Genomic DNA, 16,818 nt, shown 5'->3' with positions numbered 1-16,818 from the left:
GCGGCCGCACGCTCGGGGTCGCGGCCGTGGACGATCACGCGGGCCCCTGCCCGGACGAGGCCGGTGGCCAGAGCGCGGCCGATGCCGCGGGTGGAGCCGGTGACCAGAGCGGTGCGGCCGGTGAGGTCGAACAGGGCGGACACGATGTCTCTCCTTCGTGAGGAACGTGCGGGGGCGTGGTCGGACGAGGAGGCCCGGGCCGTGGAACGGGCCCGGGCCTCCTCCGAGGATCTCAGGCCCGTGCGGAGCTCGACGTCTCGTCCGCGGCGCCGGAGCCGGGGACAACGGCGGCCTCGGCCTCGTAGGCGGAGTCCTTCTCGGTGGTGGACAGCCGGATCGCGTCCTCGGTGCGCAGCAGGTCGCGGCCGCGGGTCTCGGGGACCAGGAACGTGGAGGCGGTGGTGATCGCGGCGAGGGTCGCCATGTACAGGCCCAGCACGATCCAGTTGCCGTCGGTCCAGGCCATCAGGGAGGCGCCGAGCACGCCGGCGAGGCCGCCGGCCAGCACCGCGGAGAGCTCGCGGGCCATCGCCACGCCGAGATAGCGGTGACGGTTGCCGAAGAGCTCGGGGAGCATCGCGCACTGCGGGCCGAGCATGGAGTTCACGGCCACGCCGATGCCGATCGCGACCACGGCGATCGAGAGTCCGGTGCTGCCCAGCGACAGCATCCACCAGGCCGGGAAGCTGTAGACCAGCATGAACACGGCGCCGAAGCGGTAGACGGGAACTCGGCCCACCTTGTCGGAGATCGCGCCGGTCAGCGGCACGGAGAAGACGCCGATGAGGCTGCCGAGGGTCACGCCCCAGGCGACGGAGCCGCGGTCCAGGCCGATCGCGGCGGAGGTGACGAAGGCGAGGGAGACGGACTGGAAGAGGTAGGAGCCGCCGTTCTCGGCCATGCGCAGGCCGATGCCGGTGACCACGCCCGGCAGGCCCTTGGTGAAGATGTCGCGCAGCGGCCGCTCGGCGGTCTGCTCGCGCTTCTCGAGGTGGACGAAGGTGGGGGTCTCCTCGAGCTTCGCCCGGATCCACAGTGCCACCAGGATCAGCACCACGGAGGCGAGGAACGGCAGGCGCCAGCCCCAGGAGAGGAACTGCTCCTCGGGCAGCAGCGTCAGGGCGGAGAAGACGGGGCCGGCCAGCAGGGTGCCGGCCTGGATGCCGACGAAGGGCAGGGCGGAGAAGAAGCCGCGCCGCTTCACGGGGGCGTACTCGGCCATCAGCACGGTGGAGCCGGCCTGCTCGGCGCCCGCGCCGAAGCCCTGGGCGAGCCGCAGGATCACGAGCAGCGCGGGGGCGAGCGCGCCGACGGACTCGTAGGTGGGCAGCACGCCGATCAGCATGGACGAGCCGCCCATCAGCACGATGGTGGTGACGAGCACGAAGCGTCGGCCCACCTTGTCGCCGAGCAGGCCGAAGACGAGGCCGCCGACGGGGCGGGCCGCGAAGCCGACGCCGTAGATGCCGAAGGCGGCGATGAGCGCCATCGCGGGATTGGACTGGTCGAAGAACAGCTGGTCGAAGACCAGGGCGGTCATCAGGCCGTACATCGCGAAGTCGAAGTACTCCAGCGCGCTGCCGACGCTCGAGGAGAGCGTGGCCCGGCGCAGGTTCGCCTGGTACTCGCGGTCCGCGTCGGCGGCGACCGCATCAGGCGGGGTCGTGGGGTGGGGGGTGGAGCTCATGGGACATCTCCTTCGATGGCTCAGAGAGGGGCCGACGGGCCCCCGGGGTGTGCGGCGCCGGGGTCAGCCGGCGGGTCGGAGGAACGGGTTGGTGAGCTGGGCCGCGACGCCGAGGGCGGCGCGGCCGAGGCGCTCGATGGTCTGCTCGTCGGCCTCGGCGGCGGGGAGCGCGACGCCGAGGGCGAGGGGCGGGTCGGTGGGTCGCCAGGGCTCCAGCGGCACGGCCACGCCCCAGATCCCGGACAGCCCGCGGCCGGGGTCGACGGACCAGCCGCGCTCGCGGGTCTCGGCGATCTGGGTGCGGATCTGCTCCGCGGGCGGCAGGTCGGGCGCCTCGGTGCGGGCGATGGCCTCGTCGACGCGGGTGTCGTCCAGCCGCGAGAGCATCGCGAGCCCTGCGCCGGTGGTGACGGCGGCCAGGCGGGAGCCGAGCGGGGTGCCGAGCCGGTGGGCGCGGCCCTCGTGCCGGGCGAGATAGAGGGAGTACTCCCCGTCGAGCATCGCGACCTGCACCACCTCCCCGCGCAGCACCGGGTCGGCCTCGACGACGCCGTAGAACTCGCGGATCTGGTTGAACTCGTGGGCGAAGGCGCCGCCGAGCTCGGCGGTGCGTCGGCCCAGGCGGTACCCGGCCTCGACGCGGCGGATCATCCCGCCGTCCTCGAGGACGGCGCAGATGTTGGAGGTGGAGGACTTCGCGGCGCCGAGGGCGCGGGCGAGGTCGGAGAGGGACAGCGGGGCGCCGCCCGACTGCTCGAGCAGCTCGAGCACGCGCAGCGCGCGGGTGACGGCGGGGGCGGGGTCGCGGGTCGTCTCGGGCATGGTCGCTCAGCCTTCCGGCTCAGTAGAACTCGACGGTGTCGACCCGGTTGGCGAGCTCCTCGCCGTCCAGGAAGCGGCGGAGGTTCTCGATGAACTGCGCGACGATCCGCTCCTCCTCGCGCCGGTCGAGCGCCGCGGTGTGCGGGCTGATCAGCACGTTCGGGTGGTCCCAGAGGGGGCTGTCGGCGGTGAGCGGCTCGCGGGAGACGACGTCGAGGGCGGCGAAGCCGATCCGGCCGGTCTCGAGGGCGTCCAGCAGCGCCGGCTCGTCGACGACGGTGCCGCGGCCGACGTTGACCAGGATCGTCCCGGGCCGGGCGGCGCCGAGCACCTCCTGGCCGACGAGGCCGACGGTGGCGTCGGTGCCGGGGAGGGTCACGACGATCGCGTCGACGTCGGCGGCCGCGCTCGCGAGCTCCTCGATCGGGACGAGCTCGTCGACGCCCTCGACGGGCGCGCCGGAGCGGGTGGTGCCCAGCACGGTCGCGCCGACGGCGTGGAACAGCGCAGCGCAGGCCTTCCCGATCCCGCCGAGGCCGACGACCAGCACCCGCATCGTGTCGAGCTGGCGCATCTCCCAGCGCGGGGACCAGTCGTGGTCGCGCTGCTGGGCGAGGAGGCGGGGCAGGGTCTTCGCGCCGGCGAGCACGCCGAGCAGGGCGAACTCGGCCAGCGGGCCGCCGTGGGTGCCGGCGCTGGTGGTGACGGCGATGCGCTCGAGCTGCTCGGGCGCGAGGCCGGCGGCGCGCAGCTGAGAGCCGCCGCCGGCGGCCATGGTCATCACCCAGCGCAGGCGCGGGTTGGCGCTCGCGGTGCGGGCGAGCTGGACGGGGTCGACGTCGGGAAGGGAGAAGAGCACGTCGGCGCTGTCGACCATCTCCTCGAAGCGGCGCTGCTGCTCCTCGGTGCGCTGGTGGGCGGGATCGCCCTCCCAGTCGGCCGGGAAGCGGCGGGGGCGGTAGAGCTCGTGGTCGCGGACCACCTCGACGCGCGGCTCGGCCTGCTCGATGCGGGCGCAGAGCTCCTCGGGGAGGTCCACGCCGATCACGACGCGGGGGCGGGCGGCATCGGCGGGGGCCGGCTGCTCGGGGGTGGTCGTCATCGAAGCTCCTTCGCTCGGACGGGGACGGTCTGCGGTGACTGCGGGGCGAGCGTACCCCAGATTCAGAGGAGTGAACAGTGTCCACTCCAGTGGACTACCGTAGTCTGTCGCCATGCGAATCGACGACGCTTCCTCCACCGCCCCTTCCCGCGCGCGCCTGGGCGTGATCGGCCTGGGCTCGATGGGAGAGCCGATGGCCGGCCACCTGCTCGCCGCGCACGGCGCCCTCGTGGTCCACTCCCGCAGCCGCAGGGAGTCGCTGATCGAGGCCGGTGCGACCTGGGCGGACACCCCTCGCGAGCTGGCCGAGCAGGTCGATGCCGCACTCGTGATGCTCCCTGACCTGCCCCAGCTCGCCCCGATGCTCGAGGGCCCGGACTCACTGCTCGCCGCGGGCACGGAGCTGCTGCTCATGATCGGCTCGACGAGCTCCCCGCGCGGGGTGCGCGAGCTCGCGGCGCGACTGCACGACGAGACGGGCGGCCGGGTGCGGGTCGTGGATGTCCCGGTCTCGGGCGGCGAGGCCGGGGCGACAGCGGGGACGCTGTCGATCATGGCCGGCGGCGCCGAGGAGGACGTCCGACGGGCGGCGACGCTCCTCGCTCCCTGCGGCACGGTGCGCCACCTCGGCCCGCTGGGCGCCGGCGAGGTCGCGAAGGCGTGCAACCAGATGATCGTCGGCGCGACGATGATGGCGATCGCCGAGGCGACCGTCCTCGCCGAGCGCAGCGGCATCACCCCGGCGGACCTGTTCGAGGTGCTCTCCGGCGGCTACGCGGGCTCGACGCTGCTGGCGGACAAGCGCGACAAGCTCGTCGCCGGCGACTACTCCCCCGGCGGCATCGCTGCGTACATGACCAAGGACCTCGGCTTCGCGGCCGACGTCGCCGAGGACACCGGAACCTCCCCCGCCCTGCTCGGTGCGCTGCGGGTCGCGTACGACGAGCTGGTCGCGGCGGGGCTCGGCGAGGAGGACCTCTCGGTGACGCGCCGCTTCGTCGCCGAGCGCGGCGCCTGACATCTCTCGCGGCTCAGGCAAGCCCCGAGGCCCATGCGATCTTCGTCGGCCTCGCCCACAACCCGAAGGTCGCGGCGCTCTGCGAGCCCCTCGCCGCCCAGCACCCGACGCTGCACATGCACCGCCCGAACCACAGGCACTCGGTGCGCTGAGCGCTCGGACTACGCCGGACCACGACCGTCGGCCGCCCGCCCGGACCCTCCGTACCACGATCGCCGGCCGCCGCCTCGGTCCCTCCGTCCTGCGCGGCGGCGCGCTGCGCGCCGATACTGGCCGCATCGGGCGGCCGCACCGCCCGCCCCAAGCCCCGACCACCAGGAGGAACCTGTGACCGTCGTGAAGATCAACCGTCTCGCCGTCCCCGCCGGGCAGGCAGGCGAACTCGAGAAGCGCTTCGCCGCCCGGAAGCACTCCGTGGACGGGGCACCCGGCTTCGAGGGCTTCGAGCTGCTGCGCCCGGTCGCGGGCGAGGAGCACTACTTCGTCCTGACCCGCTGGGCCGACGAGGAGAGCTTCCGGGCCTGGGCCGACCAGCGCGAGTCACGGGACCCCTCCACCACGGTCTCCCGGGCCGAGGGCATTCTCGAGTTCGAGGTGGTCGACCTGGACTGATTCGGGCGCCCAGCCCGCCAGGACGCCCCCTGCCTCTGCACCCTCCCGCCTCGCTCGGCCGACGCGACCGACCACGAGGGACGGGGCCCGGCATCGCAGATCCTGCCTGCTCGCTCACCGTCGTCCCCTCTCCCCGGTCCGCCCGCTGAGCTCCGGGCCCCGGCGTCCTGCGCGCTCAGCGCTCCGCGAGGTACAGCGGCTCGCCGTCGATCGTCTCGACGGAGAACAGGGCGGAGCCGCGCTCCCCCTCGGCCAGCTCGAGGGCGACGATCGCGGTCGCCCGGTCACCGTCGGTGAGGGCGCCGATGTCCCGGAGCGGGGCGGCGGTCGCGACGTCGAGGTCCATGTGGCAGCTGGCCCAGGACGTCGACTCGAGGCAGAGGTAGAGGTCCTCGGTCGGGACCGTGCCGCCGGGACCCGTGTACGCGACGTCGACCCTGGCCAGCACGTATCCCGCGCTCGGGTCGGGCGGGGGGTTCGCGGGGTCGGTGGCGACGGCGGCGTCCGCATCCCAGTCCACCTCGGTGACGGTCACCTCGACGACCCCGCCGCTCACCGTCGGCCAGGACAGGGTGTGCTCCCCGAGCGTGGCGGGACGGTCGTAGGTGCCGACGTCCGTGACGACCGCACCGGAGGCATCGGTGACCCTGCCCGGCGTGTACATGCTCGAGTACCCGCCGACGGGATCGCTCATCACGTACGGCGCACCGCCGTAGATGTACGCCAGCCCGCCGAGGACGAGGACCAGCACGAGCACGAGGCTCGACACGGCGAGCGCCAAGGTGGACAGCACGATCGCGACGATCGGCAGCGCGCTGCTCCGGGCACGCTCCGGCGGCGCCGACGGGGGCGGGAGCAGCGAGGGGTCTGACCAGGTGTCCACCTGCGCAGGTTCGGCCTGCGCGGTGTCGGCATGCGCGGTGTCGGCCTGCGGGTCATCACGCTGAGCGGGCGCGAGCAGCGCCCAGGGAGCAGGAGCAGGGTCTGCCGCGCCGTCGGGGGCGAGGGCGGGCAGGGACTGAGGCGAGGAGACGTCGGACATCGGTGACCGCCAGGGGTGCAGAAGGGACCAGGAGCCCGCGCTTCCGGTGGCCCGTGCGGCAGCGGTGAGCGGAATGTAGCAGGTCGCGGGACAATTCACGCGCTCTCGTCACCGACTCGTGACCGTGGGGGCCGGCCGGCCGGGCGAGGCGTCCCGCTACGCTCGCCGACATGGCCGCGACATCGCCCGTCCCGCCCCCCCTCCCGGGAGGCTCCGCCGGGTGGAGTCGGTCCTCGCGGTGCTCGCAGGCGGGCAGGTGCTCGCCGGCGTGCTCGTGGTGCTCCTCGCCGCTCCCACCTCGAGGCTCCTCGCCCTCGCAGCGGTGGGGGCCGCTCTCGCGACGTGGCCCGTGGCGGCCTCGACGCTGCGTCCGAGACCCCCGGGTGCGGTGACGGCGGCCGACGCCCTGACCCTGCTGCGCCACCTCGGGGCGGGTGCGCTCGCGGCGGCGACCGTGCTGACCCTCGGCGGGGAGCTGGCCGCGCGATCGTGGCCGCTCGCCGCGCTGATCGCGACGACCCTGGCCACCGACGCCCTGGACGGCCCTGTCGCGCGGCACACCGGCAGCGCCGGCACGGTCGGCGCCCGGATCGACATGGAGGCCGACGCCGCGCTGGTGATGGTGCTGTCGGTGCTCGCCGCGACGGTGGTGGGTCCGTGGGCGCTCGCGATCGGGCTGATGCGCTATGCCTTCGTGGCGGCGTCGCGGGTGCGGCCTGCGCTGCGGGAGCCGCTGACCTTCAGCCAGTTCCGGCGGCTCGTCGGCGGAGGTCAGGGGGTGGCGCTGCTGATCGCGCTGGTCCCCGTCGTCCCCGTCCCGGCGGCGGCCGCGGTGGTCGCCCTCGCCCTGGCCCTGCTCGTGGCCTCCTTCGGACGGGACGTCATCCGCCTCGAGCGTGCGCAGCGGACGGTACTACGCTGAGGGGGCGGCAGCGACGCCTGTCGCGCACCCGGAGACCTCGACCCGGCGCCGCCCCCGCGGCGCCACGACGGGAGACCTCGCAAGTCGCTCCAGAATCCTCCGGCCGGCTACCCCGTGATGAGCGGGATCATCCTGACCCCCCTGATCACCGCGATCGTCCACCTCTCCTTCGGCATCCCCCTGTTCGTCCTCAACGGCCTCGGCTACCTGGGCCTGCTGGTGCTGCTGTACGCGCCGCTGGCAGCGCTGGAGCGGTTCCGGCCCGCCGCCCGCTACGTCCTGATCGGCTACACGGTCCTCACGATCGTCCTGTACTTCGTCATGGGTCCGCCGTTCATGGCGGTCGGCCTGCTGACGAAGGCGGTCGAGGCGATCCTGGTGGTCCTCCTCGTCGTGGAGGCGGGCAGGGCGCGGAGCGCGGCCCGCTGAGGGAATCGCCCGCCCCCGGCGCACCGGCGACGGTGCGCCTGCCGGGATGCGGTCTCAGCCCTCGAGGGTGATCTGCTGCTTCCCGCCGGGCGCGACGATCCGCACCTCGTGGCCGAAGGTCGCGTTCTGCACCTCGTGCGCGAACACGTCGGAGGAGACCATCGCGGCGAGGACGCCGGCGCCTCGTAACCGGGATAGGAACAGCTGCCCCGTCCTGACTATCCCGGCTCCTCCGCTGGTTCTGGCGTGGATCATCACCAGCCACGTGATGTGTTCCGGTGGCGAGTGCGGGGCGCTCAGGTTGCTGGAACAGCAGTCTCGATCGGCACGTGCAGTTGCGTCGCGATCGGCGTGTAAAGGTCAACGTTCTGTTCTGTGGTCTGCAGCGAGAGGAGGAGTGCGTACCGGACGGGCAAGTCGGATCGTCCCGCGCGAGTGTTGTACTTCCACCAGCCGCCGACAGGGAACACCGCGACGCTGTTGCACCTGGCGAGCTCGGCACCAGTGCCGTGCCACTCGTCCTGGTGCAGGGAGCCGAGGTTCCGGGCCAGTGATCCGACCAGCCACCGGTCGGAGGAGTTCTTGCCGGGTGCTGATCCCTCTTCAGCGTCCTGCGCATCGCGGTTGATCCGCGCGATGAAGTCGGCCTGGCTCTCGAATTGGCCTTGCAGGTCGAACCGTAGCCCGTGGGAGGCGTAGGCGTATCGGTTGCGCCATCCGCGCCTGGCCGCGGAGGGCTCGATGAAGTACGACAGCGTCATTCGCAGCCGCACATCAGTGCTGCCGAGCTCCTCGAGGACCTCAACTGGCCACGGCAGGGTGTGGAGCCGGAAGTGACGCATGGCACGGTGTGTTCCGTGGAAAGGTACGAACTGGTCTTGCGAGATGAGCGTGACGGCCTGCCGGGAGGAGTTGAGGACCGCGTCTTCGGCGGGCACACCCCATCCGTACTGGCGCAGCAACTGGTGCCGTTCATTCTTGCCGATCTTTGCCGTCACCTGCCGCGCCATCGCCTCTGTCCATTCGGCGGAGTGCGTGAGCAGACCGCGAACAGTCTCAGGCCAGTAGCTGGGGTATCGATCCATCGCCAGCGCGGCGAGGCGGGAGGCTTGGGCGGTGGCCGCGCTGGTGGCGTTTGCTGAGGTGAGGGCGGTATCACTGGTGTTGCCTGTGGAGCGCAATGACAGAAGCGAGTGTCGTTCGTTGAAGTCCCCGGCCCCGTTGGAGAGGACGTTGCCGCCTTCCATGCAGATGTCAGGCTTGATCGGCCACCGGCGCTGGTCGAACAGGACGGAGGTGCGGCTGTGCGGGGACAGCTCGCCCGGCTCGGCTAGCGGAGACCAGCCTGAATATTGCGGATGCTGCGGAGTGTCAGCGAGGTCGGTGTAGGCGCCGACGGTGAGCGCGTTCCATGCTTGCCCGGGGTCCTCGACCGGGGAGGTCTCAGAGTTGGTGCGGTGATCGTCCATGTAGGGCGAAACGTTGCCAGCGGCGACGACGATGAGGCGGGCGCTATCGGGATCGGGTTCACCGATCAGCTGGAACTGGTCGCCATCGTGGGTGCTGTCGGTGCCCATTGCGATGGCGTCGACCGCGGCGGACCACAGCGTGGGCTGGCCGGTGTGCTCTGGTGGGTAGCTCAACGTGAGGCAGTAGACGCGGGATCTCCCGTTGGCGATCTTGGGCAGCGCGGCCGCTTGCACGGTGGCGCTGCCGTAGTCGATGGGATCCAGCTGGTTCTCGCCGATGCCTGGCGTCATGCGCACCGACTCGAGGCGGTGGCGCAGCACGACCGGGTGGCTGCCGACCAGGTGGGGTTCCAAGTCTCCATAGAGCGCGAGGCCGGCCATCGAGGTGCCGTGTCCATGGTGATGAACGTCAGTGCCGGAAGCACCGATGACAGTGTGGTGATCATCTGTGGCCAAGGAGTCGCGCAGGAGGACGTGGGTGCGCAGCACACCAGTGTCGAGATGGCAGACGGCGGGGGCATCGGCGGGTGCCGCTATGACGCGGTCGGCAAGGTCAGTGACGAAGTCCTGCTGCTCACCGATTTCGAGGTCTTCGACTGTGTCGATGAACTCCGGTCTACGGATCTCAGTGAGCGGGACGGCAGTGAAGGGAAGAATCTCCAGCTGCGACCAGCTCGCTTGGACCCAGACGATCACGCGGTCACGCAACTGCAACGAGCGAGTGGCTGATCGCAGACCGTTGGCGGCGACGAAGCCGCCGAACGTGGCCAGGTGTTCGCTTCCCGCATCCAGCCAGAGCTCCCACCAGTGGGTGCCGCGCTGCGGTGGTTCCCCGTCAGAGGTCCACAGATCGGTGAGGACGGCGCGCCGGATGCGGGCGATGTTCGCGACCAGATCCTGGTACTTCGGGCTGCCCTTGGCTGTGTCCTTGTCGAGGTAGTCCTGGAAGAGTTGCAGGAACTCCTGCCGATGGTCATCCGCGACCCACACGGTGGCACGTTCGGGTTGCTCCTTCGTTGCTTCCCGGACGGAGAACAGTAGCCATTTCGGATGCTTGAGTCGGCCACGGGTGTAGCTGCTGAGTGAGTCGAGCTTCAGTGGGAAGGCGGCACTTTCGCCCTCGAGGACGATGACCGTGCCTGTGGCCCGGAGCTCGTCATCGCTCAGGTCGTGCTCGCCGCGCTTTTCGTCGGAGTCCTCGAACGCGCTCTCGGCGGAGTCCTTGAGTTCTTGGCCGTGCCCGTGCCGGTCGACCTTGCGTCGTTTCGACGGTCCCCCTTGTGGAGGGCGGTGGAAGCGCTGCGTCTGGGCATGCTCGTGCACATAAAGGTGGTCGAGATCGCGACCGGGCTCAGCCAAGGCTGGCCATTCGACGAGCGTTCAACGCGGTGACCAGGTCGTCGCGTCCCACATGTTCCTCTCCTCGCATGAGCACGCTCTTGGCAGCAGACTCGGCCGCTTTGACGAGTTCCGCGTGGCTGAGATCGGCGGTGTACTCGCCGAGCTTGGCGAGGCTAGTACCGCTGGCGAGGGTTCCCAGCCGTGCCCGGATGACCGAGACAGCCTGGCGAGCGTCGGGCAGTGAGTAGGTCAGCACCGCGTCGAACCGGCGGAAGAGCGCTTTGTCGAGGATCGTGCGGTGGTTGGTGGCGGCGAGCACGAGCGACTCGGGGCTGGCTTCTTCGAGGAAGACGAGGAATGAGTTGAGGATGCGTCGCGCCTCGCCCACATCGTTGCCTGAACGGTCGGCGCCGAGCGCGTCGAACTCGTCAAAGAGGTAGATGGCGCGTGTGCGCGCGACAGCGTCGAAGACCAGTCGGAGCTTGCTGGCGGTCTCGCCCATGAACTTGCTCAGCAGGCTGTCGAGCCGGATCGTGAACATCGGCAAGGACAGTTCGGTCGCGAGGACGGCCGCGGTCATCGTCTTTCCCGTCCCCGGAGGCCCCTCAAGGAGCAGTCGATGGGCCGGGGCAAAACCGTGGTCGAGCAGGTTCTTTCGCTGTCGTTGCTCAGCGAGCACCTGTCTGATCTGCGCGACCAGCTCCGCGGGGGCGACAAGCTCGCGGAGGCGAACAGCGGGGTGGGTCTCCTCGACCAGCTCGGCGAGTTCGCCGCGAGGCTGCGGCATCGGGGTGACCGTCCCCAAAGGCGCCCGGTCACGGGAGGAGTCGACGGCCTTCTTGATGTCGCTGGCGAGCACGTGATGCCCGCGCTTGGCTTCGCGAGCGGCGGCTTGGAGCGCCAATGAGTAGAACGCGGAGTCATCGCCCGAAGCGTGACTGCGCACCATTGCGGTGATGTGTTCTCCGAGCCCAGCCATGACGCACCTCCTCCACGCTCTACTCCATCGTACCGGCTCGGGGTCTCCCGCCTTGGGAGCTCTCGGCGCATGGGAGGGCGACACTATTGGCAGCTTCTCGTAGCACTGCCGGCGTGATTGAGTCCCGACAACGTTCTCGGATGCAGTCGTGATCGTCCAAGCGACTCATAGTGCACGCAAACCACACGACTGTGGAAGCAATCCGTGTGGCGGTCGGCGCGATCCCGGTCATCAGCGGCAAGGTGCCCTCCGCCCGTGCGAGCGTGTGCTCCGCGATGGCGTCGCCGAGCCGGTTCAGAACGCCGCGGACGTGCCAAATCTCCTGAGCACGAAGAGCCACCGCGGGTGTTGGGCCGCCGTTTCACCGGTCCAGGGGCAAGCCGAACCCAGGCGACGAGCTCCCCCGCAGGAATTGCCGGGCAGTGGCGCGTACCTGGTGACGAAGGCGGTCGAGGCGATCCTGGTGGTCCTCCTCGTCGTGGAGGCGGGCAGGGCGCGGAGCGCGGCCCGCTGAGGGAAAAGCCCCTCCCCCACTGAGCGCACGAGCGGCGGCGGAGCCCCCGCTCCGCCGCCGCATCCTACCGATCTGTCCCGACCAGGCCGCTCACACGAACGCGCTGGTCCCGGTGATCGAGCGACCCACGATGAGGGACTGCATCGTGTCGGTGCCCTCGTAGGTGTGCAGCGCCTCGATGTCGCTGCGGTGGCGGATCACGCGGTTCTCGAGCAGGATCCCGGAGCCGCCGAGGAGATCGCGGGCGTTCGAGGCGATCTCGCGGGCGGCGCGGGTGTTGTGCACCTTGGCGAGCGAGGCCTGCTCGGGCCGGATGGTGCCGGCCGCCTCGAGGTCGGCGAGGCGGCGGCAGTACAGCTGCATCGAGGTGAGGGTCTGCAGCATGTCCGAGAGCCGCACCTGGACGTGCTGGGCCTTGGCGAGCGGGCGCCCGAACTGGATGCGGTTCTGCGCGTGCTCGAGCGCCGCCTCGTAGCAGGCGATCGCGTGGCCGAGCGCGCCCCAGGCCACCCCGGCGCGGGTCGCGAAGAGGACCCTGGAGGTGTCCTTGAAACTCCGCGCCCCGGGCAGGCGCTGATCCAGCCCCACCCGCACCTCGTTCAGCGTGATGTGGGCCTGGTGGATGGCGCGCAGCGCGACCTTGCCGCGGATCACCTCGGCCTCGTAGCCGGGCAGGGACTGGTCCACGAGGAATCCGCTGACCTGGCCGTGAAGGGCGGGATCCGCTGCGTCATCGATCCGAGCCCACACCACCGAGAGGTGGCATCCGGCGCCGTTGCCGATCCAGCGCTTCTCGCCGGTCAGCACCCACTCGTCGCCGTCGCGGCGGGCGACGGTCTCCAGCGAGACGGAGTCGGAGCCGTGGTCGGGCTCGGTGAGGGCGAAAGCGGCGTGCTCGGCGCCGGTGGCGAGGGAGTCGCCCCAGCGCTGCTTCTGCTCCTCGGAGCCCAGCAGCATGATCGAGCGCAGCGCGAGCCCGCCCTGCACGCCGACCATGGTGCCGACGCTGCCGTCGATCCGGGAGAGCTCCATGTTCACCAGGCCCGTCGCGAGCGGGGAGAGGGTGCGGTGGCCGGGCACGTCCAGGCCGTCGGTGAGCAGGTCGAGCTCGCCGAGGCGGGCGACGAGCTCGATCGGGTACTCGCCGCGGTCCCACCAGTCGTTGATCCGCGGCAGGACCTCGTCGGCGAGCGAGCGGGCGTCGGCCCAGGCCCTCAGATCCTCGCCCTCGACGTCCTGGAAGAGCGCGAGGTGGTCCGCGGTCGCGGGCAGGAGCGCCTCGGGGGTGGCGGCCGACGCGTCGGGCGCGGAGACGACGGCGCGCTCGGTGACCACCGAGTCGACGCGGTCGCGGTTCCCGTCGGTGCCGGGGTTGCCGCCGAGGGAGATGTGGCCGGGCGCCAGGGCGTCCCAGCTGCTGGTGCCGGTGGTGGTGCGGATGTCGTTGCTGGTCATCACTTGATCCTCTCGACGATGAGGGCCATGCCCTGGCCGCCGCCGACGCAGAGGGTGGCGAGGCCGTAGCGGCCATCGCGCTCGGCGAGGCCGTTCAGGAGCGTGGTGGTGAGTCGGGCGCCGGTGGAGCCCCAGGGGTGGCCGAGCGCGATCGCCCCGCCGTGGACGTTGAGCTTGTCGTGGTCGATGCCGAGGTCCTCCGCGGAGGGGAGCACCTGGGCGGCGAAGGCCTCGTTGAGCTCGACGAGGTCGATGTCCTCGATGGTGAGCCCGGCGAGGTCGAGGGCCTTCTTCGTCGCCTCGACGGGACCGAGGCCCATGATCTCGGGGCTGAGCCCGGAGACGCCGGTGGCGACGACGCGGGCGAGCGGGGTGATACCCAGCTCCTTCGCGTACTCCGCTTCCATCAGCACGAGCGCCGCGGCGCCGTCGTTCAGGGGGCAGCAGTTGCCGGCGGTGACGGTGCCGCCCGGGCGGAAGACCGGGTCGAGACCGGCGACGGCCTCGTAGGTGACGCCGGCGCGCGGGGAGTCGTCGGTGTCGACGACGGTGCCGTCGGGGAGGGTGATCGGGGTGATCTCGCGGGCGAAGAAGCCCGAGGCCTGCGCGGCCTCGGCCCGGTTCTGGGAGCGGGCGGCGAACTCGTCCTGCGCCTGACGGGTCACGCCGCGCAGCTCGGCGACGTTCTCGGCGGTCTGGCCCATCTGGATGTACGCGTCGGGCAGCTCGCCGTCCTCGCGCGGATCGTGCCAGGGGGCGGGGATCTCGCGGGTCGCGCGCTTCTCGGTGCGCTCCCACGCAGTCCTGAACTCCGGGTCGCGGGCGTCCTCCTCCATGAGCTTGCCGGTGCTCAGCGAGATCGACTCGACGCCGGCAGAGATCACGGCGCGTGCCTCGCCGGAGGCGATGGCGTGGAAGGCGGCGCGGGTGGTCTGGATCGAGGAGGCGCAGAAGCGGGTGACGGTCGCGCCGGGCACGGTGTCCAGGCCGAGCTTCACGGCGACGGTGCGGGCGAGGTTCCCGCCCTGGTAGCCCTCGGGGATCGCGCAGCCCAGCTGCAGGTCGTCGATGGTGGCGGGGTCGAGCTGCGGGACCTGGTCGAGGGCGGCGCGGATGGTCTGCGCGGCGAGATCGTCGGGCCGGACATCCTTCAGCGACCCCTTGCGGGCCCGCCCGATCGGTGAGCGGGTGGCGGCGACGATGACGGCTTCGGGCACGGGTTCCTCCTGGGACGGCGGTGTCTTCGGGCGGGCCGGAGTCGCGGCGCGGCCGCAGGGATCCGCGCCCGCGGGACCTGCGGCCGACGTCGGCTCCGGACGCCGGCGTTAGTGATACTACGGGTTGCAGGTACCTGGTGGGAAACGGAGCAGTTCTCGGCGCCCCGTGAGCGCCGCCCGGATCATCCCCGGCGCGGGGTCAGGAGGAGACGCGCGAGCAGGTCGATCGCGGCGCCGAGCACGCCGATCACGAGGATCACCACGAGCATCTCGTCGTAGGCGAGGCGGTCGCGGGCGTTGAGGATCTCGTAGCCGAGCCCGCTGGTCACGCCCAGCATCTCGGCGGGCACCAGCACCACCCAGGCGATCCCGAGGGCGAGCCGGATCGACTGCAGCACGGCCGGCCGCACCGAGGGGACGAGCACGGTGCGCAGCATCTCGCGCCGGTTCGCGCCGAGGGTGTGGGCGACGGCGACGTAGCGAGGGTCGATCGCGGCGACCGCCGCCGCGGTGCCCAGCAGGATCGGCCAGATCGCCGCGGCCGCGACGAGGAAGACCACCGGTGCCGAGCCGACGCCCAGCAGCGCCACGGCGACCGGCGCCCAGGAGAGCGGGGAGATCATGCGCACGAACTGGACGGGCAGCGCGCTCGCCCAGCGAGTCGGAGGGTGCAGCCCGATCAGCACCCCGGCGGGGATGCCGACGGCGACGGCGATCCCCATGCCGAGCAGGAGGCGGAGGGTGCTGGTGACGAGGTCCTGGACGAGCACGCCGGTGGCGAGCAGGGAGGCGAGGGCGGAGGGCACGCCCAGGGGGTTCAGCGCCGCGAGCATGGGACTGCCCGCCCCGCCGACCGCGGTGAGGGCCCACCACGCGAGCCCCACGGCGAGCACGCCGAGCACTCCCCAGGCCAGGGCAGGACCGCGCTCCGCACGCACGCCGCTGCGTCGACCACCGGGGCGCCGCGACGTCCCGTCGGGCCCGCGTCCCGCGGGATCGCGGGGACGAGCCCCGGGGAAGGCGTCGTCCCGGGGTTCGGGACGGTCGGGGTCGTCGGAGTCGAGGTCTGCGGGGACGAGGCTTATGGGGCGATCTCCTCGGGGTCGTCGAGGCCGACGAGCGAGCCGGGGTCGATCCGCCGGGCGGCGTCACGCAGCGCGGTGTCGTCGACGACCAGGTCGTGGGCGTCCTCGGGGTCGATCTCGGCGAGCGCGCCGAGGGGTGCGTCGAGCACGGTGGTGCGCATCTCGCGGACGAGCTGCGCGGTGAAGCCGGGCCTGATCACGGGGGTGAAGTCGATGGTCTCCCCGTGCCACTCGGGATGGGCGACGTGCGCGTGCCCGGCGCCCTCGCGGTGCATCGCCGCGGCGATCGCGGGGGGCGGCTGGGGGAGGTAGGTCCCGGCGAGCTCGGCGGCGACGCCCGCGCGGTCCTCCCGGCAGGCGATCTGGGCCCGCACGAGGGCTTCGGCGACGCCGGCGATCTGCTCGGGCGGGCGGCGCAGGAGCGCTCCGGCGGCGACGGTGACGCAGCAGGGGTGGGAGCGCCACACGTCGCCGAGGAAGCGACCGATGGTGCCGGCTCCCGTCGTCTCGCCCATCGCGTTGAAGGGGTCGGCCACGGTGTATGCGCTGATCGATCCGGCGTCCAGCGCCGGGATCATGTCCGAGGGCGCCATCGGCACCAGGGTGACCTCGCCCCGGTCGCGGGAGGCGGTGCGTCGCACGACGGGGGTGAGCCCCTCGGCGCGCAGCATCTGCTGGACGATGATGTTGTGGATCGAGAACCAGCCGGGCACGGCGAGGGCGGAGCCGGCGAGCGCGCCGAGCTCGGGCATGTCCCGGCCGAGGGTGAGGGCGGAGCCGCCCGAATGGTTGGCGCCGAGCACGGTGATGTCGGCGCCGAGGTCCAGGCGCATCTGCAGCGCCATCGGGAACAGCAGGTGGACGAGGTCGACGCTCCCTGCCAGCAGGGCCTCGCCCATCGTGGCCCAGGAGCGCAGCCGCACGGGCTCGGCCACCTCGACCCCCGCCTCGGCGAAGAGGCCGCGGGAGTGGGCGATGAGCAGCGGGGCGGCGTCGGTGATGGGGAGATAGGCGATTCGCAGCGGGCGCTGCGGGGCCGGGTCCGTCCCGTCACGTCCCGCGCCGCCCGACCCGCTCCCGGCCTGCCCTCCGCGGGGCTCGGGGACCTCGCCGCGGGCGGCGAG

At 71.9% G+C, this 16,818-nt stretch carries 15 protein-coding genes; 4 read left to right on the top strand and 11 right to left on the bottom strand.

The genetic code is table 11. The features are described 5' to 3' along the window. From HMPREF3159_RS15110 to HMPREF3159_RS15095, 4 genes are all read right to left on the bottom strand, one after another. Nucleotides 1–143, bottom strand: a 143-nt coding sequence (locus HMPREF3159_RS15110) for an SDR family NAD(P)-dependent oxidoreductase (RefSeq protein ID WP_141748262.1), incomplete at its 3' end; no start/stop codon positions are given. An 89-nt stretch (nucleotides 144–232) separates the two neighbouring features. Beyond that, nucleotides 233–1,687 (bottom strand): MFS transporter, encoded by a 1,455-nt coding sequence (locus HMPREF3159_RS15105; protein WP_070502007.1) that lies wholly within the window; start codon nucleotides 1,685–1,687, stop codon nucleotides 233–235. Between the two features lie 63 nt (nucleotides 1,688–1,750). Continuing rightward, a complete protein-coding gene (locus HMPREF3159_RS15100; protein ID WP_070502006.1) occupies nucleotides 1,751–2,509 on the bottom strand; it encodes an IclR family transcriptional regulator in 759 nt (252 codons plus the stop codon). 19 nt (nucleotides 2,510–2,528) lie between these two features. Next, complete coding sequence (locus tag HMPREF3159_RS15095; RefSeq protein ID WP_070502005.1) at nucleotides 2,529–3,611, bottom strand: D-2-hydroxyacid dehydrogenase; 1,083 nt, start codon at nucleotides 3,609–3,611, stop codon at nucleotides 2,529–2,531. Between the two features lie 112 nt (nucleotides 3,612–3,723). Between HMPREF3159_RS15095 and HMPREF3159_RS15090 the strand changes: the two genes are divergently transcribed. Both HMPREF3159_RS15090 and HMPREF3159_RS15080 read left to right on the top strand, forming a co-directional pair. Beyond that, complete coding sequence (locus HMPREF3159_RS15090; protein ID WP_070502003.1) at nucleotides 3,724–4,629, top strand: NAD(P)-dependent oxidoreductase; 906 nt, start codon at nucleotides 3,724–3,726, stop codon at nucleotides 4,627–4,629. A 327-nt stretch (nucleotides 4,630–4,956) separates the two neighbouring features. After that, entirely contained in the window at nucleotides 4,957–5,241 is a 285-nt protein-coding gene (locus HMPREF3159_RS15080) for an antibiotic biosynthesis monooxygenase family protein (protein WP_070501998.1), read from the top strand. A 175-nt stretch (nucleotides 5,242–5,416) separates the two neighbouring features. Here the strand turns inward: HMPREF3159_RS15080 and HMPREF3159_RS15075 are convergent, their stop codons facing one another. After that, nucleotides 5,417–6,283, bottom strand: a complete 867-nt coding sequence (locus HMPREF3159_RS15075) for a hypothetical protein (RefSeq protein ID WP_070501996.1) — start codon at nucleotides 6,281–6,283, stop codon at nucleotides 5,417–5,419. 220 nt (nucleotides 6,284–6,503) lie between these two features. Here HMPREF3159_RS15075 and HMPREF3159_RS15070 point away from each other — a divergent pair, with 220 nt between their 5' ends. After that, nucleotides 6,504–7,205, top strand: coding sequence for a CDP-alcohol phosphatidyltransferase family protein (locus HMPREF3159_RS15070; RefSeq protein ID WP_070501994.1), 702 nt, complete (start codon nucleotides 6,504–6,506; stop codon nucleotides 7,203–7,205). Between the two features lie 117 nt (nucleotides 7,206–7,322). After that, nucleotides 7,323–7,634: a hypothetical protein gene (locus HMPREF3159_RS15065; protein WP_070501992.1), complete on the top strand. Its 312-nt coding sequence runs from the start codon at nucleotides 7,323–7,325 to the stop codon at nucleotides 7,632–7,634. Nucleotides 7,635–7,930: 296 nt separating this feature from the next. Here HMPREF3159_RS15065 and HMPREF3159_RS15060 read toward each other — a convergent pair whose 3' ends face one another. The 6 genes from HMPREF3159_RS15060 to HMPREF3159_RS15035 form a co-directional block, all read right to left on the bottom strand. Continuing rightward, nucleotides 7,931–10,462: a S8 family peptidase gene (locus tag HMPREF3159_RS15060; RefSeq protein WP_070501990.1), complete on the bottom strand. Its 2,532-nt coding sequence runs from the start codon at nucleotides 10,460–10,462 to the stop codon at nucleotides 7,931–7,933. After that, the gene (locus tag HMPREF3159_RS15055; RefSeq protein ID WP_070501988.1) at nucleotides 10,455–11,423 is read right to left on the bottom strand and encodes an AAA family ATPase; all 969 of its coding nucleotides are present in this window, start codon (nucleotides 11,421–11,423) and stop codon (nucleotides 10,455–10,457) included. The genes HMPREF3159_RS15060 and HMPREF3159_RS15055 overlap by 8 nt, the downstream gene beginning before the upstream one ends. A gap of 604 nt (nucleotides 11,424–12,027) precedes the next feature. Then, complete coding sequence (locus HMPREF3159_RS15050; RefSeq protein ID WP_070501986.1) at nucleotides 12,028–13,392, bottom strand: acyl-CoA dehydrogenase family protein; 1,365 nt, start codon at nucleotides 13,390–13,392, stop codon at nucleotides 12,028–12,030. Continuing rightward, nucleotides 13,392–14,609, bottom strand: a complete 1,218-nt coding sequence (locus tag HMPREF3159_RS15045) for an acetyl-CoA C-acetyltransferase (RefSeq protein WP_070501984.1) — start codon at nucleotides 14,607–14,609, stop codon at nucleotides 13,392–13,394. The genes HMPREF3159_RS15050 and HMPREF3159_RS15045 overlap by 1 nt, the downstream gene beginning before the upstream one ends. A gap of 182 nt (nucleotides 14,610–14,791) precedes the next feature. Further along, complete coding sequence (locus HMPREF3159_RS15040; RefSeq protein ID WP_070501983.1) at nucleotides 14,792–15,547, bottom strand: ABC transporter permease; 756 nt, start codon at nucleotides 15,545–15,547, stop codon at nucleotides 14,792–14,794. A 143-nt stretch (nucleotides 15,548–15,690) separates the two neighbouring features. Then, nucleotides 15,691–16,818, bottom strand: a 1,128-nt coding sequence (locus tag HMPREF3159_RS15035; RefSeq protein WP_070501982.1) for an ABC transporter substrate-binding protein, incomplete at its 5' end; no start/stop codon positions are given.

Source organism: Brachybacterium sp. HMSC06H03 (assembly GCF_001807385.1).
In the GTDB taxonomy this organism is placed as follows: domain Bacteria; phylum Actinomycetota; class Actinomycetes; order Actinomycetales; family Dermabacteraceae; genus Brachybacterium; species Brachybacterium conglomeratum.
This window is presented reverse-complemented; position numbering and strand designations above follow the sequence as displayed.

What these genes read in the sequence shown, in the direction of transcription:
- HMPREF3159_RS15105 (WP_070502007.1), bottom strand. Translation starts at nt 1,687, where the DNA reads ATGAGCTCCACCCCCCACCCCACGACCCCGCCTGATGCGGTCGCCGCC.
- HMPREF3159_RS15090 (WP_070502003.1), top strand. Translation starts at nt 3,724, where the DNA reads ATGCGAATCGACGACGCTTCCTCCACCGCCCCTTCCCGCGCGCGCCTG.
- HMPREF3159_RS15050 (WP_070501986.1), bottom strand. Translation starts at nt 13,392, where the DNA reads ATGACCAGCAACGACATCCGCACCACCACCGGCACCAGCAGCTGGGAC.
- HMPREF3159_RS15055 (WP_070501988.1), bottom strand. Translation starts at nt 11,423, where the DNA reads ATGGCTGGGCTCGGAGAACACATCACCGCAATGGTGCGCAGTCACGCT.
- HMPREF3159_RS15100 (WP_070502006.1), bottom strand. Translation starts at nt 2,509, where the DNA reads ATGCCCGAGACGACCCGCGACCCCGCCCCCGCCGTCACCCGCGCGCTG.
- HMPREF3159_RS15075 (WP_070501996.1), bottom strand. Translation starts at nt 6,283, where the DNA reads ATGTCCGACGTCTCCTCGCCTCAGTCCCTGCCCGCCCTCGCCCCCGAC.
- HMPREF3159_RS15095 (WP_070502005.1), bottom strand. Translation starts at nt 3,611, where the DNA reads ATGACGACCACCCCCGAGCAGCCGGCCCCCGCCGATGCCGCCCGCCCC.
- HMPREF3159_RS15065 (WP_070501992.1), top strand. Translation starts at nt 7,323, where the DNA reads ATGAGCGGGATCATCCTGACCCCCCTGATCACCGCGATCGTCCACCTC.